Genomic DNA, 20,031 nt, shown 5'->3' with positions numbered 1-20,031 from the left:
TATATTTATAAAAAAATAAAAAATATGAAATTAGTATCTATTCTTTCTTGTATTGTATTACTTCTTAGTTGTCAAAACAAAGCACAAACCGCTACTACATCAACTACAAATTATAAATCAGTAACAATGACTAAACAATCTATTCATCAATTCAAAGTAACTGATTTATCAGGAAATGTATTTGATTTTGCTTCTTTAAAAGGGAAAAAAGTAATGGTAGTCAATACGGCTTCTAAATGTGGATTAACACCGCAGTACAAAGATTTAGAATCGTTGTATAAAACCTACAAAGACAATGGTTTTGTTATTGTTGGATTTCCAGCCAATAATTTTGCTTCCCAAGAACCCGGAACCAATGAAGAGATTGCGCAGTTTTGCCAATTAAATTATGGAGTTTCTTTTCCAATGATGGCTAAGGTTTCGGTAAAAGGAAGTGATATGTGCGAAGTGTATCAGTTTTTGACGCAACAATCTAAAAATGGTGTACAAGATTCTCAAGTGGAATGGAATTTCCAAAAGTATTTGTTAAATGAAAATGGTGAATTAGTAAAAGTAATTTCGCCAAGAACGTTACCAACAGATGTTGAAATTGTCAATTGGATTAAAAATTAAATAAAAAAGGTTGTCTATTGACAACCTTTTTTTATACCATTAATTGAACAAAAACCGAGTCTAACCATTTGTCAAATTTAAAACCCGATTCTTTGATAATTCCTACCGTTTTAAATCCGAATCGATGATGAAAGTCAATGCTTTTTTGATTTTCGGCATCAATAACACCAATCATTGTATGCAATCCTTGTTTTTTTGCTAATTGAATTAATTCGGTCAATAATAACTTTCCAATGCCTAATCCTTGACTATTTTGGTCAACATAGACAGAATGCTCAACGGTGAATTTATAGGCTTCTCTAAATCGAAATTCAGAGTACATTCCGAAACCAACTACAGCACCTTCATTTTCTGCCACAATTACAGGAAATCCAGATGCTAGTTTTGATTCTAAAATTGCTTCTTGTTGTGCTAAACTTCGAATAGAATAGTCATACAAAGCTGTAGAGTGTAAGATGTTATAATTGATAATATCAAGTATAGCTCCTGCGTCTGATTTTTGGTAATCCCGAATTGTAATTGCCATTATTTTTTTGTTTTTGGAACGGGTTTTACTGCTGTTCTTTGTCTCTCTAAAAGATCCGCAAGCAATTTATCAGCTTCTTTACCATCCCATCCCATGCTGGTGCTAAATGCTTTTGCTTTTTTAGTCATGACAATAGCTACGGGAATGTTGTTTAATTTTCTTTGAACACGGGCTTCAAGTAAAATTCCGTCATACGATTCTTCTAATTCATTGGAATGTTTAATCCAACTTAAGGATTGGTTCAAACTAGGTGCATCCGTTGAATTTCGCATTACATTTAAAACAATCTCTTTGATGTTTTTTGGGCTATTCCAAACGTGTTTTTTGATGTTTTCAGTGGCTATTTTTTTGTATTTGGTCCAATCTTTATTGGTTTCATAATGATCTAAATCGAATTGAAATAGCAAAGAATCAATAACCGGAGCCACAATCGTTTTTGCAATAGCACGTTGTTTCGTATAATTAGCCGTATCACTTGTTTTTACAATTGGTTTTAACAGTTCAATTACACTATTTTTAAACTTGTCATTGACTCTTTTTTGAGATGTAATAGCAGCAAAAGCTTGTTGATTGTTAATCACAAATAGGTATTCTCTTGAGCTAATATCACTTACTCCATTAGTAAAAATTTTCCAATTAATCTCACTAACCATTTTTTCATCAGGAAGTTGTTCAAAATATTCGTGAGCAATCGGATTCAATTCTTTCCGATCATTACCTTTTTTAAGCGCCACTAAATAACGCATTAAATTGACACCATTGGTTTTGTCTTTTTCGTATTCGGCTTTTAAATAGGGTAATTGTTGTTTAGGGTTTAAAGCGATTTTTACTTCCGAAAGGAATTTGTCTTTTTTTAATTCACCCGTAAAACGAGCTAATTCTATTCCATTACTATCAAGCACTAAAAAAGTAGGGAAGGTTTTGATGTTGTATTTGCTTTTGAAAGATTCAGAACCTGGTTTTTCAAAATCTAATCCTGCAAAAACATAATTAGTATTAATAAAAGAAATCACTTCAGGATCTTTTAAAGTAGTGGCTTTAATATTTTTACAATGCGGACACCAGTCAGCATAAATCATATAAAAAATAGGTTTATTTTCAGTTTTTGATCGCTGTATAATAGTTTCTAAACCACTTTCATCAAAATGAATAGAATCTTGTGCATAAATTGTAAAAGTAAATAATAAGAGAAAAGAACTAACTAAATGTTTAAAGTGGGGCTTCATAGCAAAGTATTTATATATTGATGGCAAATATATTTTGTTTTTTAGAATTCACCACAAATTTATACTTGATTTTACTAACAGAATAGAATTACAATTGTAAATTTGTATCTCATTTGAGTTTTTATTCTAAAAGAAGTATTCAGCATCATGAGATACCCAAAAATACCTTTGGCGCAAAGCCTCATTGAGATTTTTTTAGCCAAAGGAATTACCACTATAATCATTTCGCCTGGTTCTCGAAATGCACCTTTAACTATAGGGTTTGCTTCCAATCCGGCTTTTCAATGTTACAGTATCGCTGATGAGCGTTCAGCTGGATTTTTTGCTTTAGGCATAGCGCAACAAACTAAAAAACCAGTAGCTTTGGTTTGTACTTCGGGGTCGGCGTTGTTGAATTATTATCCTGCTTTTGCAGAAGCTTTTTATAGCCAAATCCCTTTAATTGTCCTTTCAGCCGATCGTCCTCAAAATAAAATCGATATTGGCGATGGCCAAACTATTCGTCAAGAAAATGTATTTGCAAATCATTCGTTATACAATGCTAATCTAAACGAATTAGCGAGTATAGAAAATGATATAAAAATTAACGAAGCCTTGGATACGGCTTTCGCCAAAAAAGGCCCCGTGCATATTAATGCTCCTTTTGAGGAACCTTTGTATGAAACTGTTGAATCGATTTCAGTTCAGTCTTATATTTCTCAACCAAAAATAAATTCAAGTACTGTTGGCGAACTAAGTTCATTCGCCGAAATTTGGAATCAATCTACAAGAAAAATGATTTTGGTTGGGGTAAATGAGCCGAATGCTATCGATGACGCAACACTTAATTTCTTTGCAAATGATGAATCGGTAACTGTTTGGACAGAAACGACTTCGAATCTTCATCATCCTAGTTTCATTGCCAATATTGACACCGTAATAACTCCCTTTACAAATCAAGATTTCGAGGATTTTCAACCGGAAATACTGGTGACTTTTGGGGGGATGATCGTTTCTAAACGAATTAAGGCTTTTTTACGAAAATACCAACCCAAACACCATTGGCATATAGATACTTTAAGAGCCTATGATACTTTTGGAGCTTTGACTCAGCATTTTCAAGTTAGTCCGCAAGCGTTTTTTAATCAATTTATTCCGCTGACAAACGCAATCGTAAGTGATTATGCACAACGACTGGACTACGTTAAACAAATTAGAAAAGCAAAACACGACAATTATTTGTCAACTATTCCTTTTTCAGATTTTAAGGTTTTTGATAAAGTTATTCCACATTTGCCTAAGAATAGCCAACTCCAAATTAGTAATAGTTCTGCCATTCGTTATGCACAATTGATTCCGATAGATACTTCTATTGAAGTGTATTGCAATAGAGGAACGAGTGGAATAGATGGCGCAACGTCAACCGCTATCGGAGCGGCTGTAGCCAATAAAAAACAAACTACTTTTATAACTGGAGATATTGGTTTTTTATATGATACGAATGCGCTTTGGAACAATTATATCCCGAAGAATTTCAAAATTATTCTAATCAACAATGGCGGAGGAGGCATTTTTAGAATTCTTCCAGGTCATGAAGAAACCCCAGTTTTTACTACTTTTTTTGAAACTTCGCATTGCCTTACCGCTGAACATTTAGCTAAAATGTATGGCTTCAATTACAGCATAGCTAGTGATGAGAATAGTTTAGAAAAGGCGTTGACAAATTTATTTGCTAATAACGACCAACCGGCATTATTAGAGGTATTTACGCCTACTCGTGAAAACGATACCATTCTGTTGAATTACTTTAAGAATTTAGTATAAAAGAGGAGTTTATTAATGAACTCCTCTTTATATTATTTCATAGGAATAGGAAATACTGGCAGACTAGCATGCCCTAATTCGTCAATGGATTGTATAGCAAAGAAATAATTGTCTTTGGAATACGGAATTGTAGCTGTTGTATTTTTTACAAAAACCGTTTTTTCCCAATGCGAAGAAGAAGTTTCTCTAATTAATACATTGTAGCCATATACTTTTTTTCCTTCGGGAGCAGTCCAAACTAAATCAGAAAAGTTAGTCAATTCGTTTATTTTGATGCCAACGTTAGTTGGTGCTTTTGGTGCCCAACCTAAATTAGATAAAGAAGCAAGATTAGCACAAGTCACTTTACGCATGTATTCAAAATCCATAAATTCTGGCAAATCTCCGTATTGCGTTCCATTTTCAAAACGCACATCTTGGTGTTGGTGATTATAATTCTCATTCATTTCGCAAAGTCGAACTGCTGTAAAGCCATTTTGAGAAAAAGGAGTGTGGTCTCCTCCTCGAAGAAAACGGTCATTTCGATAAACCAATTGAATGTTTAATTGATCTACATATTGATTAGTTGTAGATTTAATATAGCGAGCCAATTGACGGGACGGACTATCATTTTCACGATTGGTTGCTTTGCGAATTTTAGCTTCTGCTTCGGTTTCTAAATAAGGAATCGTTTCGCTAAAAACACGTACGTTGATGTTATCACGTAAACCTGTTCCATTTGATAAACTATTTCCAATCATGTCATTATTAAGCATAGCTACAATATTCCAATTTTCGGTTTTAGCTTGGTCTGCTAAGTGTTTGGCACCATATAATCCCTGTTCTTCTCCAACAACAGCCACAAAAATAATTGTAAAAGGGAATTCTCTCCTACACATAATTCGGCTAATTTCCATTAGGGCAGCTACACCAGAACCATCATCATTAGCACCAGGAGCATCAATTGTAGTATTCATTACATCTGTTGCTCGTGAATCCAAATGGCCACTAATTATCAAAACTCGATCGTCTGTTGGGTCGGTACCTTTTAAAGTTGCCATGACATTGCCTAATTGACTGTCGGTTACGATTCTTTTTCCATCAGCTTTAACAGTAAAATAATCGATTTTAACGGTTAATCTTCCGTTTGACGCTAAAGCATACTTATCAAATTCTGCTTTTACCCAACGCTGTGCAGCACCAATTCCACGAGTGTTACTTTTGGTATCACTAAGAGTATGACGTGTGCCAAAAGAAACAAGTTTATTAATAGTAGCTTCCATATTTGTAGCACTTACTTCTGAAACCATTTTTTTTATTTCTGGATCACTTATAGTAGTTTGTGCATTACTTATTTGGAATGACAACCCTATTGTAAAAATAAATACAAAGGATAGAATTTTCATAGTTAGTAATTTTAAGGTTAGTCAAAGTTACTTAAAGTGTTTGTTATAACAATATCATTTTTTCGACATAGAAATTTAGAATTTTATAAGCTAAATAGAAGTGGGTTTGTAAATAGATTATGGGCTTTTAAAATATGATTTTTACTAATTGATAAAATTATTTTAATAATTCGTAAAGTATTAGTTCGATTACGAGTGATTTATGTTGGGTTCGTATTTTTTTATGAAAGTTATAAAGTAATTGTTTTTTTTCTAAATTTAGAAAAACATAAATACACATTTTTTGAGGTGTAATTTTTTGTGTTTTGTATGGGGCGTTATGATAAATTAAATATTAATATTTTAGGGTATGAAGGCAAAAAAGAAGAATGTAATAGCGATTATTTTAGGAGGAGGACAAGGTTCTCGTTTGTACCCCTTGACAGAAACTCGTTCAAAGCCTGCAGTTCCAATAGGTGGGAAATACCGTTTAGTCGATATTCCTATTTCAAATTGCTTGAATTCAGATATTTATAGGATGTTTGTTTTAACGCAGTTTAATTCGGCGTCTTTAAATGCACACATCAAAAACACCTACAATTTTAGTGTTTTCAGCCATTCATTTGTTGATATTTTAGCGGCTGAGCAAACGCCTGATAATCCTACTTGGTTTCAAGGTACTTCCGATGCGGTGCGCCAATGTATGCCTCATTTTTTGAATCATGATTTTGATTATGCTTTGATTCTTTCGGGTGATCAATTGTACCAAATGGATTTTAACGAAATGATTGATGCCCATATCGCTGCTCAAGCCGATATTTCTATTGCTACATTGCCTGTCAATGCAAAAGATGCACCCGAATTTGGAATTTTAAAAACCAATTCTGAAAGCTGTATTGAGGCTTTTATAGAAAAACCAGCAGCAGAGTTATTGCCACAATGGGAATCCGATGTGAGCGACGAAATGAAAGCACAAGGCAAACATTATTTGGCCTCCATGGGGATTTATATTTTCAATAAAAAACTTTTGGTTGAGTTGATGAAAAATCCGGACACCAAAGATTTTGGAAAAGAAATCATCCCTCAAGCTGTTGGTCGTCAAAAAATATTGAGCTACCAATATGAAGGATATTGGACGGATATTGGAAATATAGATTCATTTTTCGAAGCTAATATTGGATTGACAGACGATATTCCGCAATTCAATTTATTTGATAACGAAAATAAAATCTATACGCGCCCACGATTGTTACCACCATCTAAGTTCCAGAAAACGCTAATTGAAAAGTCTTTAATTTCAGAAGGATGTATTTTAAATGCTAAAGAAATTAAAAAATCAGTTATTGGAATTCGATCCCGAATAGGGGTAGATACTGTTATTCAAAATAGTTATGTTATGGGAAATGACTATTATCAAAGTTTAGAGGATATGCACGAGGATATTTATAATGATAAACTATTAGTAGGCATTGGTGAACGTTGTTTTATTAATAATGCTCTTGTCGATAAAAATGTCCGAATTGGTAACGATGTATATATTAATGGAGGTAAACATTTAGAAAATTGTTCCAATGAGTTATACGCGGTAAAAGATGGTATCGTTGTGATCAAGAAAGGCGCTACTATTCCAAATAATTTTACCATAAAATAGACTAGTATTTAAATTTTTAATTTTTGTAAATTTTTAAGTGATGTAGTATGTATTTATTTTTTTATTACATTTCACTTTTATATAATTGTATACAATGCAAAATCAAACCCGTATAATCATAGAAAATGTAGCTCCTCAATTGGATGGAGGAGCTTTTGCTGTTAAACGAATTGTTGGTCAAAAAGTACGCGTTACTGCAGCGGTTTTTTCAGATGGTCATGATGTAATTCAGTGTTGTGTGAAGTACAAATACCAATCGGATAAGAAATGGCAAGAAATTCGAATGACTCTAATGGATAACGACGAATGGTTTGCCGAATTTACAGTAGAGAAACAAGGATTTTACTCCTATTTTGTTGAAGGTTGGGTAGATTACGCTTTGAATTGGCAACACGGTACTGAACGCAAAATATTTGATGGTCAAAATGTAACATCTGAATTATTAGAAGGCGCCGAATATGTAAAGGAAATTCAAAAGATAGCTAGTAAAGAAGAAAAAAAATATCTCGATTCGGTAGTACATTTTTTCACTACAGCTTCAGAATATGATAATGGAGTCAGAGAAGCTATTTCGCACGAGTTAACACAAATTTTCAAGAAATACCCCACTCGTTTTCTTGCCAATCAATCACAGGAATTACAAGTGTATGTGGATAGAAAAAAAGCCTTGTTTAGCACCTGGTACGAGTTTTTTCCACGCTCTGCTTCGCAAGAAGAAGGCAAACACGGTACTTTTAAAGATTGTGAAAAGTTATTACCAAGAGTAGCCGAAATGGGTTTTGATACCTTGTATTTTCCACCCATTCATCCTATTGGGGAAGTCAATAGAAAAGGAAAAAATAATGCGACTAATGCCGAACCTGGTGATGTAGGTTCACCTTGGGGAATCGGTTCCCAGTATGGTGGTCATAAAGCCACGCATCCTGAATTAGGAACAATTGACGATTTTAAATCTTTAGTAAAAACGGCCAAGGATTTAGGAATTGAAGTGGCTATGGATTATGCGCTACAAGCAGCTCCAGATCATCCCTATGTAAAAGAATTTCCACAATGGTTCAAATGGCGTCCAGATGGCACGGTACAATATGCTGAAAATCCGCCTAAAAAATACCAAGATATTTTGCCTATTTATTTTGAAAGTAGCGACTGGAAAAACCTTTGGAAAGAGTTGCTTGATGTGGCGCTGTTTTGGGTAGAAGAATGCGGAATTCGTGTTTTTAGAGTAGATAATCCACATACCAAACCTTTTTACTTTTGGGGTTGGCTCATTGCCGAAATCAAGAAAAAATACCCAGATGTACTGTTTTTAGCGGAAGCTTTTACACGTCCAAAAATCATGAATGAACTGGCTAAACAAGGTTTCAGCCAATCGTATACCTATTTCACTTGGAGAAACACAAAAAGTGAGTTGACAGAGTATGTAACTGAATTAACGCAATCGGATCAAAAAGAATATTACCGTCCTAATTTTTGGCCAAATACTCCTGATATTAACCCGTTTGCCTTGCAAAGTGGTAACGAGTCGGTGCATTTACAAAAGTATTTTTTGGCAGCTACTTTGAGTTCTAGTGTTGGGATTTATGGGCCGGTATTTGAATATCGTGTTTGCGAACCTCAGGCTCCAGGAAAAGAAGAATATCTGAATTCTGAGAAATACGAGTTTGTGAAATGGGATTGGAATCAAAAAAATAAAATTACAACATTAATTACCCGAATTAATTTGATTCGTAAAGAACAGGCTTCTTTGCAACAAACGAATAATATTGTTTTTTGTACTACCAATAATGATCAAGTTTTAGCCTATTATAAATTTGATGATGAGAAACAAAATGAAACCTTGATGGTAGTGAATTTAGACGCGTTTAATACGATTCAAACTACTATTAGAATTCCAGTAGAACATTTAGGAACATCTCAAATTCAGGTTACAGATTTGATTACAGGTAATACCTATTTTTGGAATCAAGAGTGGAATTTTATAGAACTTTCACCAGAGTTACCTTTTCATTTATTTAAAATCCAACGATAATGAAAGAAAAAAGAATCAACGAAGCCGAATTTCAAAATCCATTTGTTTTTAAAACAGATTGGAAAAATGCTTTTGAAGATGAAGAGTTTGTAAAAGTTTTTTCTTCAGATATTTTAGAAAATTACATCATCAATAAGCGTTGGTATGGGGGAAAGGCGAGTACTTTGAAATATATCGAAGTCGTTGATTCGTTTAAAATTACTTCAAAACATAATAATTATTATGGGGTTTTATTAGAAGTGAATTTTAAAGAGGCTTTTTTTCAACATTATTTTATGCCAATTGCCTTCATGCTTGAAGAAGAATTGGATACCAATACAATTATTGCCCCTGTTGAATTAGGTGGAAAAGAAGGTTTTTTAGTAGATGCATTACATCAAGAAGATTTTAGAAAATTATTGTTTGATAAAATAATTCATTCTAATGAAAATACCATTTCAAAAGTAAACTTTCATAAAGGAGTAAAATTGCCCGATATTGAATACGTTTCTTCTAAATTCATGGGGGTAGAGCAAAGTAATACTTCTATTATTTATAATGAAAACTTAGTATTAAAGATTTTTAGAAGAATTTATATCAGTATGAATCCAGACTATGAAATCAGTCGTTTTCTTACTGAAAGAATGAATTTTAAGAGTTCGCCAGAATATAAAGGAAGTATCAGTGTTAATTTTTCTGAGGGCGATATCACATTGGGATTAATGCAAGAATTGGTTCCAAATCAAGGCGATGCATGGAAGTACATGTTAGAAGAAGTGGATCGAATTTTTTCTAATTTGAGTGCTAAAAAAATCAAAATTGACAAACTTCCCAATATTGAATTATTTCAAAAATTACGATTGAATGAAGTTCCGCCTGAAATTATTGATTGGGCAGGATTGAGTGTTATTTTACGTATTCAAACTTTAGCCAGACGCACCGCTGAAATGCACATTGCTCTAGGAAGTGACATTCACGAAACGGCTTTTACACCGACTACATACAACGGAGATTATACGGTTTGGCTTAAAAACAGGTTAACGTATCAATTTCAGAATCGTTTGAATATTCTAGAAAATAATTTGCATAAATTAGATGGTTTAGCGCTGGATTTAGCCAATCAATTTTTGGACAATAAAAAATCAATTCGAAAATTATTTTTGGATTTTGATTGGACCAAAATGAAATCGGAACGTATTCGAATCCACGGAGATTATCATCTAGGACAAGTCTTGGTCAACGGGGATGATTTTTACATTTTGGATTTTGAAGGAGAGCCAGAGAGTACCATTCGGGATCGAAAAGTGAAGCAGCCACCATTGAAAGATGTTGCGGGAATGTTTCGTTCGTTTCATTATGCTATTTATGCAACGATTTTTAATAATAAAGATAAGTACCCTTACGAACAAAAAGAGTTGTTTCAAGCAGGGGAAGTGTTGTTTAAATATTTTGTTGGGGTATTTCTTCAAACGTATGTAGAAGTGGCTCAAGCAGGTAATTTGAACATTGGTTACAACAAAGAAATCGACTTTTTGTTGAAATATTGCTTGTTAGAAAAAGCAGTTTATGAGCTGGGATATGAATTAAATTCACGTCCGCGTTGGTCCGTAATTCCGTTGACCGGAATTGCAAGTATTATGGAGTTTGATAAAAATTAGTAGTATATAAAAGTATATTTGATACTTATAGAAATAAAAACACACAATGAGCAAAGTACAAGGATATTCCCTTTTTACCGATTTTGATATTGATTTATTTAAAGCAGGAAAACATTTTAGACTCTATGAAAAACTAGGAGCACATCCTATTGAAGTAGATGGAGTTTCGGGTGTTTATTTTGCTGTCTGGGCGCCATCAGCACGTTCTGTATCTGTAGTTGGAGATTTTAACTATTGGATTCAAGGCGAGCATCAATTAAATGTTCGTTGGGATTCTTCTGGAATTTGGGAAGGATTCATTCCTGGAGTTCAAAAAGGAATTACCTATAAATATAAAATTCAATCGGATAATGGTGGAATAATTACTGAAAAAGCAGACCCATTTGCATTTTACTGTGAAAAACCACCGCTTACCGCTTCTGTAATCTGGGATTTGGATTACCAATGGAAAGATACTAATTGGATGAAAACCCGTAAAGAACACAATGCTTTGGATAAGCCGTATTCGGTTTACGAAGTGCATTTGGGGTCTTGGAAACGTCATGGTTCAGAAAATCGATTTTTGACCTATTTAGAATTTGCGGATGAATTAGTGGCATACGTAAAAGAAACAGGTTTTACTCACGTAGAGTTTATGCCTGTGATGGAGTATCCGTATGACCCTTCTTGGGGCTACCAACTAGTTGGTTATTTTGCGCCAACTTCTCGTTTTGGAACGCCACAAGAGTTCATGGTTTTGGTAGATAAACTACATCAAGCAGGAATTGGAGTGATTTTGGACTGGGTTCCTTCACACTTTCCTGATGATGCCCACGGCTTAGGCTTCTTTGACGGTTCGAATCTTTTTGAACATCCTGACAGACGCAAAGGGTATCATCCCGATTGGAAAAGTTTGGTTTTTAACTATGGACGAAATGAAGTGCGTTCTTTTTTGATTAGTAATGCGTTATTTTGGTTACAACATTATCACATTGACGGACTTCGTGTAGATGCAGTAGCCTCGATGTTATATCTGGATTATTCAAGAAAAGACGGGGAGTGGGAGCCTAATGAATTTGGTGGAAGAGAAAACTTGGATACGATTAGTTTCTTAAAAGATTTTAACGAAGCCGTTTACGCTAATTATGAAGGTGTACAAACTATTGCTGAAGAAAGTACCTCGTTTCCAATGGTTTCAAGACCAACTTTTGCAGGAGGTTTAGGCTTTGGTATGAAATGGATGATGGGCTGGATGCACGATACGTTACAATACTTTAAAAAAGATCCAATTCACAGAAAATACCATCAAAATGATTTGACTTTTTCAATGACCTATGCTTTTTCGGAGAATTTTATGTTACCGCTATCGCATGACGAAGTAGTCTATGGTAAAAACTCTATCGCAGGTAGAATGCCTGGTGATGAATGGCAAAAGTTTGCCAATTTACGATTGCTTTACGGCTATATGTTTACGCATCCTGGAACTAAATTATTGTTTATGGGAGCTGAGTTTGGTCAAAGTGGTGAATGGAATTTTGAACAAAGTTTGGATTGGCATTTACTGCAATATCCATCTCATGAAGGGGTAAGAAAGTTAATCGCAGGTTTGAATGATTTGTATAAAAGTCAACCTGCTTTATATGAAAAACAATTCAGTCCTGAAGGATTTGAGTGGATTAATTATTCGGATCATCATAATGCAGTGATGGCATACATTCGTAAAGGAAACAATTCAAAAGAAGATGTGATTGTAGTGTGTAATTTCACACCAGTCGTGCGACAAAATTATAGAATTGGCTTGCCAAGAAAAGGGAAGTTAGTCGAAATATTCAATAGTGATGCCGAAGTTTTCGGAGGAAGTGGAGTAGCTAATTCAGGTAAATTAACCATAGAAAGTTCTCCTTATGATGGTAGAGATTATTCTATAGAACTAGATTTAGCTCCTTTAGCGCTAATGGTATTTAGAATTTCGTAATTCAACTGTATATGTTGTTTTTATTCGATTTAGACTTGAGTAAAGATTTTAAAACTGTAATTTTGTAATTCTTAAATCTAAATCGAATGAAAAAATATTTTTTACTTGGTCTATCCACTTTCGGATTATTATTTTCTTGTGCAACCAACCCATTGACAGGAAAATCAACGCTTAATTTTGTTTCTAATGCCGAATTGTTTCCTTCGTCTTTCCAACAATATGGTACGTTTTTAAAGGAAAATAAAGTTATCATAGGTACTGCTGATGCAAAATTGGTAGAAAAAGTTGGCGTCAGAATTAAATTAGCTGCCGAAAAATATCTAAATTATTTGGGACAAACTCAATATTTGAAAGGATATGAATGGGAATACAAATTGGTTGAAAGTAAAGATATCAACGCATGGTGTATGCCAGGAGGTAAGATTGTAGTCTATTCAGGCATATTACCCGTAACTCTTAATGAAGCTGGATTGGCAACGGTTATGGGACATGAAGTTTCTCATGCTTTGGCTAATCACGGAGCACAGCGAATGAGTGCTGCTAAATTGCAGCAAATTGGGGCAGCAGGTGTTGCGCTTGCGACAGGTAAGGAAAGTGCTGAAAAGCAAGAAATGTGGCAAAAATATTACGGTATAGGATCTCAAGTAGGAGTAATGCTTCCATTCAGTAGAAGTCATGAAAGTGAAGCAGATAAAATAGGGCTAGCATTAATGGCTATTGCAGGATATAATGTGGAAGAATCTATTGTTTTTTGGGAAAGAATGGCGGCCAAATCATCTGGGAAATCCCAACCTGAATTTTTAAGTACACACCCTTCAGACGCTACTCGTATAGAAGATTTAAAAGCCCTAATACCAGAAGCAAAAGCGATTGCTGCTAAAGTGGGAATTATTGCTAAATAATAAAATTACAAATGTTATAACAAGCTATTCTTTAACAAAAGAGTAGCTTTTTTTTATGAAATACGGTTTGACCTTTAAATTCTAGTATCTTTTTGTGATACTAATTAAAAAATAAATAAATTAGTCCCCTAAACCAAAATAGTTATGGCAGATTTACCAAAAGGGGATAAGAAGTTATTGAATGCTTGGGCATTTTATGATTGGGCAAATTCAGTGTATTCATTAGTAATATCTTCCGCTGTTTTCCCTATTTTTTATGAAGCCTTATTTTCAGAACGCAGTCATTACATCACTGTTTTTGGCTTTTCGCTTAAAAATTCAGCTTTAATTAGTTTTGTTACCGCTTTTGCTTTTTTGGTTGTTGCTTTTATTTCTCCAATCCTCTCAGGAATATCAGATTATATAGGTAATAAAAAATCCTTCATGAAATTTTTTTGTTATTTAGGCGCGTTATCTTGCATCGGATTGTTTTGGTTTAGTCTTGAAAATATTTACCTCAGTTTAGTATTTTATTTTTTCGGATTAGTAGGTTTTTGGGGGAGTTGGGTTTTTTATAATTCGTACTTACCAGACATTGCTTTTACTGAACAACAAGATGCTATTAGCGCCAAAGGATTCTCATACGGATATATTGGTAGTGTAATTTTACTTGTGGTTAATTTGGCTATGATTATGATGCCAGATGTATTTGGTATCTCTGGAACTAAAGGCGAAGCGGCTATGAAAGCTATGCGGTATTCTTTTGTGATGGTAGGGATTTGGTGGATTCTGTTTAGCCAATATACCTATTACTATTTACCAAAAGGCAATAAAATTGTAGCAAGTAAAATAAAACAACACATTGTATTCAACGGTTACAAAGAGTTAAAAAAAGTTTGGCATTTATTGGCCGAAAATGAGGCTTTAAAAAAATACCTTGCTAGTTTTTTCGTGTATAGTATGGCAGTGCAAACGGTAATGTTGATTGCAACCTATTTTGGAGCGCAAGAAATCCAATGGTCTTCTCAAAGTGAGAGCACAACAGGGTTGATTATCTGTATTTTATTGATCCAATTAGTTGCTATTGTGGGAGCCACTTTTACTTCTAAAGCTTCTGCTAAATTTGGAAACATGCCTACTTTAATTGCTATCAATGCATTTTGGATACTATTATGTGTTTTAGCTTATTTTATTACATTACCTATTCATTTTTATGTGATGGCGGGTTTAGTTGGTCTAGTAATGGGAGGAATTCAAGCATTATCACGTTCTACTTATTCTAAACTGCTTCCAAAATCAGAGGACACGGCTTCTTTTTTTAGTTTTTATGACGTAGCCGAAAAAATAGGAATTGTTATTGGAATGTGTATTTATGGTATCATTGACCAAATAACAGGCAGTCCGCGATTCGCCATCGTTTTTTTAGGGGTCTTTTTTGTGCTTGGACTCGTTTTACTACGACGTGTTCCAAAAACTACTGAATCACATTAATCATTTCTCCTGATTTTCTGTTTTGGCACAGAGATTGACTTATTAAGAGTCGGTCTTTAAAATTGCATTGCTTATTACAAAGACCAATCGAATTATAAAAATTAATGACAAAACGACTTATTATACTTTATGTCAAATCATAAAATACTCACGATTGACAATCTGTCACTTCAAGAATTTGATTCGGATGCCGAATTGATTCCATTATTGACTCCCGAAGATGAAGAGGAGATGAATAACGAAGAATTACCGGATTCATTACCTATTTTGCCATTGCGCAATATGGTTTTATTCCCTGGGGTTGTTATTCCAATCACTGCAGGACGCGACAAATCAATTCGATTAATCAATGATGCCAATGCATCAGGTAAAAATATTGGTGTTGTAGCACAAAAGAACGAAGAAGACGAAGATCCTACTAAAGTAGATATCAATACCATTGGAACAGTAGCCCGAATTTTACGTGTGCTAAAAATGCCTGATGGAAATATTACAGTTATATTACAAGGAAAAAAACGTTTTGAAATTGAGGAAGTAGTTTCAGAAGAACCTTATATTACTGCTATGGTAAAAGAAGTTCCTGAAAAACGTCCTAAAAAGAACGATACAGAGTTTAATGCAATTATTGATTCGCTGAAAGAATTAGCTGTTAAGATTATTCAAGAAAGTCCTAATTTGCCTAGCGAAGCTACTTTTGCTATTAAAAATATTGAAAGTAAATCGTTCTTAGTCAATTTTGTTTCGTCTAACATGAATCTTTCGGTAAAAGAGAAACAAGATTTGTTGAAAATTAACAATCTGAAAGATCGCGCTTTAGAAACTTTACGTTTTATGAATGTAGAGTTACAAAAATTGGAGTTGAAAAATGATATTCAGTCTAAAGTGCGTTTTGATTTAGATCAACAACAACGAGAATATTTTCTTCATCAACAAATGAAAACTATTCAGGAAGAATTGGGTGGTGTTTCGCATGAAGAAGAATTTGATGAAATGAGTCAGCGTGCTAAAACTAAAAAATGGGACGATAAAACACAAAAGCATTTTGAGAAAGAGTTGTCAAAATTGCGCAGAATGAATCCGCAATCCCCTGATTTTAGTATTCAAAGAAATTATTTGGATTTATTTTTGGATTTGCCGTGGAATGAATTTTCAGAAGATAATTTCGATTTAAAACGCGCACAGAAAATCCTTGATAAAGATCATTTTGGTTTAGAAGAAGTTAAGAAAAGAATGATAGAGCATTTGGCAGTTTTAAAGTTGCGAAATGACATGAAGTCACCTATTATATGCTTGACAGGACCTCCGGGTGTAGGTAAAACTTCGATTGGTCGCTCTATCGCAGAGGCATTAGGTAGAAAATATGTTCGAATTTCGTTAGGTGGATTGCGTGATGAAGCGGAGATTAGAGGACATAGAAAAACGTATATTGGCGCTTTGCCAGGGCGAATTATTCAAAGTTTGAAAAAAGCAGGAACCTCAAATCCCGTATTTGTTTTAGACGAAATAGATAAATTATCGAACAGTCACAGCGGAGACCCATCTTCGGCTTTATTAGAGGTGTTGGATCCAGAGCAAAACAATTCGTTTTATGACAACTTCCTTGAAATGGGTTATGATTTGTCTAAGGTAATGTTTATTGCAACTTCAAACAATATGGCAACTATCCAACCTGCTTTGCGTGACAGAATGGAAGTGATTAAAATGTCGGGCTACACCATTGAAGAAAAAGTGGAAATTGCGCGTCAACATTTGTTTCCAAGACAGTTGAAAGAGCATGGATTGACTTCTAAAGATTTAACTATTGGTAAAAAGCAATTGGAAAAAATTGTAGAAGGATATACACGTGAGTCGGGTGTGCGTGGACTAGAAAATAAAATTGCTCAAGTAATCCGAAATGCAGCAAAATCAGTTGCGATGGAGGAGAAGTATAATAAAAAAGTAACTGATGAAGATATTGTAAAAGTATTAGGTGTTCCAAGACTGGAAAGAGATAAATACGAAAGTAATGATGTAGCTGGAGTGGTAACAGGCTTGGCTTGGACCAGTGTAGGAGGAGATATTTTATTTATTGAATCGTTACTTTCTCCCGGAAAAGGAACTATGACTCTTACAGGAAATCTAGGAACAGTCATGAAAGAATCAGCAACGATTGCTTTAGAATATATCAAAGCCAATTCGGAAGCTATGGGACTTAATGCTGAAATTTTAAATAAACACAATATCCATTTACACGTTCCAGAAGGAGCTACTCCAAAAGATGGACCAAGTGCAGGTATTGCCATGTTGACGTCTTTAGTTTCTTTGTTTACACAAAAGAGAGTTAAGAAAAATTTAGCGATGACTGGCGAAATTACGTTGCGAGGAAAAGTTTTGCCTGTGGGTGGAATCAAAGAAAAAATATTGGCAGCGAAAAGAGCCAATATTAAGGAGGTTATTTTGTGCCACGAAAACAAAAGTGATATTGACGAAATCAAACCAGAATATTTAGAGGGACTTACCTTTCATTACGTGAAAGAAATGAGTGAGGTAATTCAGATTGCTATTACCAATCAGAAAGTTAAAAATGCTAAAAAGCTGATTTAATAGCAATTAATTACTAAAAAATAGAATTCCAAATTCCAAACTGCATATTTTTCGGTTTTGGAGTTTGGAATTTTTCGTTTATTGTATTTATAATTTTATCTTCGCAACATAAGAACTAAATCGAATAACATTAGTATAGTATATTTTGACAAAAAAAATCACAATAGCAATAGACGGATTTTCTTCTACTGGTAAAAGTACTTTGGCAAAACAGTTGGCAAAACAGTTGGGTTATGTCTATGTTGATACAGGGGCAATGTATCGTGCGGTGGCGTTATTTGCAATGCAAAACAATTTGATTTCAGTTGATTCTTTCGATAAGGTAAAATTACTTACTAAATTAAAAAACATAGTTTTAGAATTTAAGTTTAATACTGAATTAGGTTTCGCTGAAATGTACTTGAATGGTGAAAATGTAGAAAAAGCCATTCGCACTATTGAGGTGTCTGGTTTTGTGAGCAAGGTAGCTGAAGTATCTGAAGTTCGTGCTAAATTAGTGGAGCAACAGCAAGAAATGGGGAAGAACAAGGCGATTGTTATGGATGGTCGTGATATTGGAACTGTTGTATTTCCAGATGCTGAATTGAAAATTTTTATGACCGCTAGTGCTGCCACTCGTGCTCAACGACGTTACGATGAATTACTGCAAAAAGGAGATTCGGTAACTTATGAAGAAGTGTTGAAAAATGTAGAAGAACGAGATTATATTGACACGCATCGTGATGACTCACCATTAGTAATGGCTGAAGATGCAGTCGAAATTGATAATTCACACCTTAGTAGAGAAGAACAGTTTGAAGCTGTTTTGGACTTAGTGAATGCTATTATTAATGAGAATTAAATTTTTGCGTATTTCTTTTTTAATGTTAGATTTACAAACTATTTATTACTAATACATAAAATAATTATGAGTATAAAATTTAGATTGACAGCGATGAGCTTTTTGCAGTTTTTTGTTTGGGGTGCATGGCTGATTACAATTGCTAACTTTTGGTTTGGAACTAAACAGTGGGAAGGAACACAGTTTGGGTTAGTATTTGGTACAATGGGAATAGCGTCTCTATTTATGCCTACCTTAACCGGAATTATAGCTGATCGTTGGATAAATGCAGAAAAACTATATGGAGTGTTGCATATTTTGTATGCTTTGATTTTGTTTTATTTGCCAGAAGTAACTACTCCGGATTATTTTATTTATGTGATGCTTTCAGCTATGTGTTGTTATATGCCTACAATTGCATTGTCTAATTCAATTTGTTATACCGCTTTAAAAAACAATGCAGATAATGATGTAGTAAAGGATTTTCCTCCAATTAGAGTTTGGGGAACAGTAGGTTTTATTGCTGCTATGTGGATTACTAATTTGACAGGAAGTAAAGCAACTGCGTACCAGTTTTATATTGCTGGAATTGCAGCCATTGTGTTGGGTTTGTATGCTTTTACGTTACCAAAATGTAAACCACAACATACTCAAAATCAAACATCTTCTATAGTAGCAACTTTAGGTTTGGATTCATTCAAACTTTTTGGAACCTATAAAATGGCATTGTTTTTTATTTTCTCTATGTTTTTAGGAGGGGCGTTACAGTTAACAAATGCTTATGGAGATGTTTTCTTAGATGAGTTCAAAAATATTCCAGAGTATTCAGATTCGTTCGTGGTAAAATATTCAACAATAATAATGTCTATTTCTCAAATTTCCGAAACCTTATTTATTCTTGCGATTCCTTATTTTTTAAAGCGATTTGGAATTAAACAGGTGATGTTAATTTCGATGTTGGCTTGGGTTTTGCGTTTCGGATTGTTTGCATTTAGTGACCCTGCAGAAGGACTTTGGATGATTATTTTATCTTGTATTGTGTATGGAATGGCATTTGATTTTTTCAATATTTCGGGCTCGTTATTTGTAGAAACATCAACTGATTCAACGATAAGAGCTTCAGCACAAGGATTGTTTATGATGATGACAAATGGAGTTGGAGCTGTATTAGGAAGTTTTACATCGGGTTGGGCAATAGAAAAATTTTTTACTCATAATGGAACTAGAGATTGGTATACAATATGGTTATCATTTGCATTGTATGCTCTTTTGATAGCGATTGCATTTGCCATTTTGTTTAAGCACAAACACAATCCTTCTGAATTAGAACAAGTTAAGCATTAAAATTTGCTTTGCGAATAGTATATAAACCAAGACGTGTTCTTGGTTTTTTTTTATGCCAAATAATTAAAAAAGAGGAATGTATTTTCAGTTGCGAATCTAAATAGAGTGTC

At 34.1% G+C, this 20,031-nt stretch carries 14 protein-coding genes; 11 read left to right on the top strand and 3 right to left on the bottom strand.

Annotated elements, in window-relative coordinates; genetic code table 11:
* Positions 1-24 precede the first annotated feature (24 nt).
* Positions 25-612 carry a glutathione peroxidase gene (locus tag MG292_RS09385; RefSeq protein WP_264532988.1) on the top strand — a complete coding sequence of 196 codons (588 nt, stop codon included), beginning with the start codon at positions 25-27 and terminating at the stop codon, positions 610-612.
* 31 nt (positions 613-643) lie between these two features.
* Here the strand turns inward: MG292_RS09385 and MG292_RS09380 are convergent, their stop codons facing one another.
* Complete coding sequence (locus MG292_RS09380; RefSeq protein ID WP_264532989.1) at positions 644-1,138, bottom strand: GNAT family N-acetyltransferase; 495 nt, start codon at positions 1,136-1,138, stop codon at positions 644-646.
* Positions 1,138-2,364, bottom strand: coding sequence for a thioredoxin family protein (locus MG292_RS09375; RefSeq protein WP_264532990.1), 1,227 nt, complete (start codon positions 2,362-2,364; stop codon positions 1,138-1,140). Before MG292_RS09375 ends, MG292_RS09380 begins: the two co-directional genes overlap by 1 nt.
* 147 nt (positions 2,365-2,511) lie before the next feature.
* Here MG292_RS09375 and menD point away from each other — a divergent pair, with 147 nt between their 5' ends.
* Entirely contained in the window at positions 2,512-4,167 is a 1,656-nt protein-coding gene (menD, locus tag MG292_RS09370) for a 2-succinyl-5-enolpyruvyl-6-hydroxy-3-cyclohexene-1-carboxylic-acid synthase (protein ID WP_264532991.1), read from the top strand.
* Between the two features lie 32 nt (positions 4,168-4,199).
* Here the strand turns inward: menD and MG292_RS09365 are convergent, their stop codons facing one another.
* On the bottom strand, positions 4,200-5,552 hold the full coding sequence (locus MG292_RS09365) for a M28 family metallopeptidase (protein ID WP_264532992.1): 1,353 nt from the start codon (positions 5,550-5,552) through the stop codon (positions 4,200-4,202).
* Positions 5,553-5,901: 349 nt separating this feature from the next.
* Between MG292_RS09365 and MG292_RS09360 the strand changes: the two genes are divergently transcribed.
* The 9 genes from MG292_RS09360 (at position 5,902) to MG292_RS09320 (ending at position 19,921) form a co-directional block, all read left to right on the top strand.
* Positions 5,902-7,182, top strand: a complete 1,281-nt coding sequence (locus tag MG292_RS09360; RefSeq protein WP_264532993.1) for a glucose-1-phosphate adenylyltransferase — start codon at positions 5,902-5,904, stop codon at positions 7,180-7,182.
* Positions 7,183-7,276: 94 nt separating this feature from the next.
* Positions 7,277-9,211 carry an alpha-1,4-glucan--maltose-1-phosphate maltosyltransferase gene (locus tag MG292_RS09355; protein ID WP_264532994.1) on the top strand — a complete coding sequence of 645 codons (1,935 nt, stop codon included), beginning with the start codon at positions 7,277-7,279 and terminating at the stop codon, positions 9,209-9,211.
* The gene (locus MG292_RS09350; protein WP_264532995.1) at positions 9,211-10,848 is read left to right on the top strand and encodes a maltokinase N-terminal cap-like domain-containing protein; all 1,638 of its coding nucleotides are present in this window, start codon (positions 9,211-9,213) and stop codon (positions 10,846-10,848) included. Before MG292_RS09355 ends, MG292_RS09350 begins: the two co-directional genes overlap by 1 nt.
* Before the next feature lie 46 nt (positions 10,849-10,894).
* Positions 10,895-12,802, top strand: coding sequence for a 1,4-alpha-glucan branching protein GlgB (glgB, locus tag MG292_RS09345; protein WP_264532996.1), 1,908 nt, complete (start codon positions 10,895-10,897; stop codon positions 12,800-12,802).
* Between the two features lie 86 nt (positions 12,803-12,888).
* Positions 12,889-13,704 (top strand): M48 family metallopeptidase, encoded by an 816-nt coding sequence (locus tag MG292_RS09340; RefSeq protein ID WP_264532997.1) that lies wholly within the window; start codon positions 12,889-12,891, stop codon positions 13,702-13,704.
* A gap of 144 nt (positions 13,705-13,848) precedes the next feature.
* A complete protein-coding gene (locus tag MG292_RS09335) occupies positions 13,849-15,174 on the top strand; it encodes an MFS transporter (protein WP_264532998.1) in 1,326 nt (441 codons plus the stop codon).
* A gap of 129 nt (positions 15,175-15,303) precedes the next feature.
* The gene (gene lon, locus MG292_RS09330; RefSeq protein ID WP_264532999.1) at positions 15,304-17,757 is read left to right on the top strand and encodes an endopeptidase La; all 2,454 of its coding nucleotides are present in this window, start codon (positions 15,304-15,306) and stop codon (positions 17,755-17,757) included.
* A 145-nt stretch (positions 17,758-17,902) separates the two neighbouring features.
* Positions 17,903-18,598 carry a (d)CMP kinase gene (gene cmk / locus MG292_RS09325; RefSeq protein ID WP_264533000.1) on the top strand — a complete coding sequence of 232 codons (696 nt, stop codon included), beginning with the start codon at positions 17,903-17,905 and terminating at the stop codon, positions 18,596-18,598.
* Positions 18,599-18,664: 66 nt separating this feature from the next.
* Entirely contained in the window at positions 18,665-19,921 is a 1,257-nt protein-coding gene (locus tag MG292_RS09320) for a nucleoside permease (RefSeq protein ID WP_264533001.1), read from the top strand.
* Positions 19,922-20,031 lie beyond the last annotated feature (110 nt).

Origin of the sequence: Flavobacterium keumense (assembly GCF_029866485.1) — a bacterium.
In the GTDB taxonomy this organism is placed as follows: domain Bacteria; phylum Bacteroidota; class Bacteroidia; order Flavobacteriales; family Flavobacteriaceae; genus Flavobacterium; species Flavobacterium keumense.
This window is presented reverse-complemented; position numbering and strand designations above follow the sequence as displayed.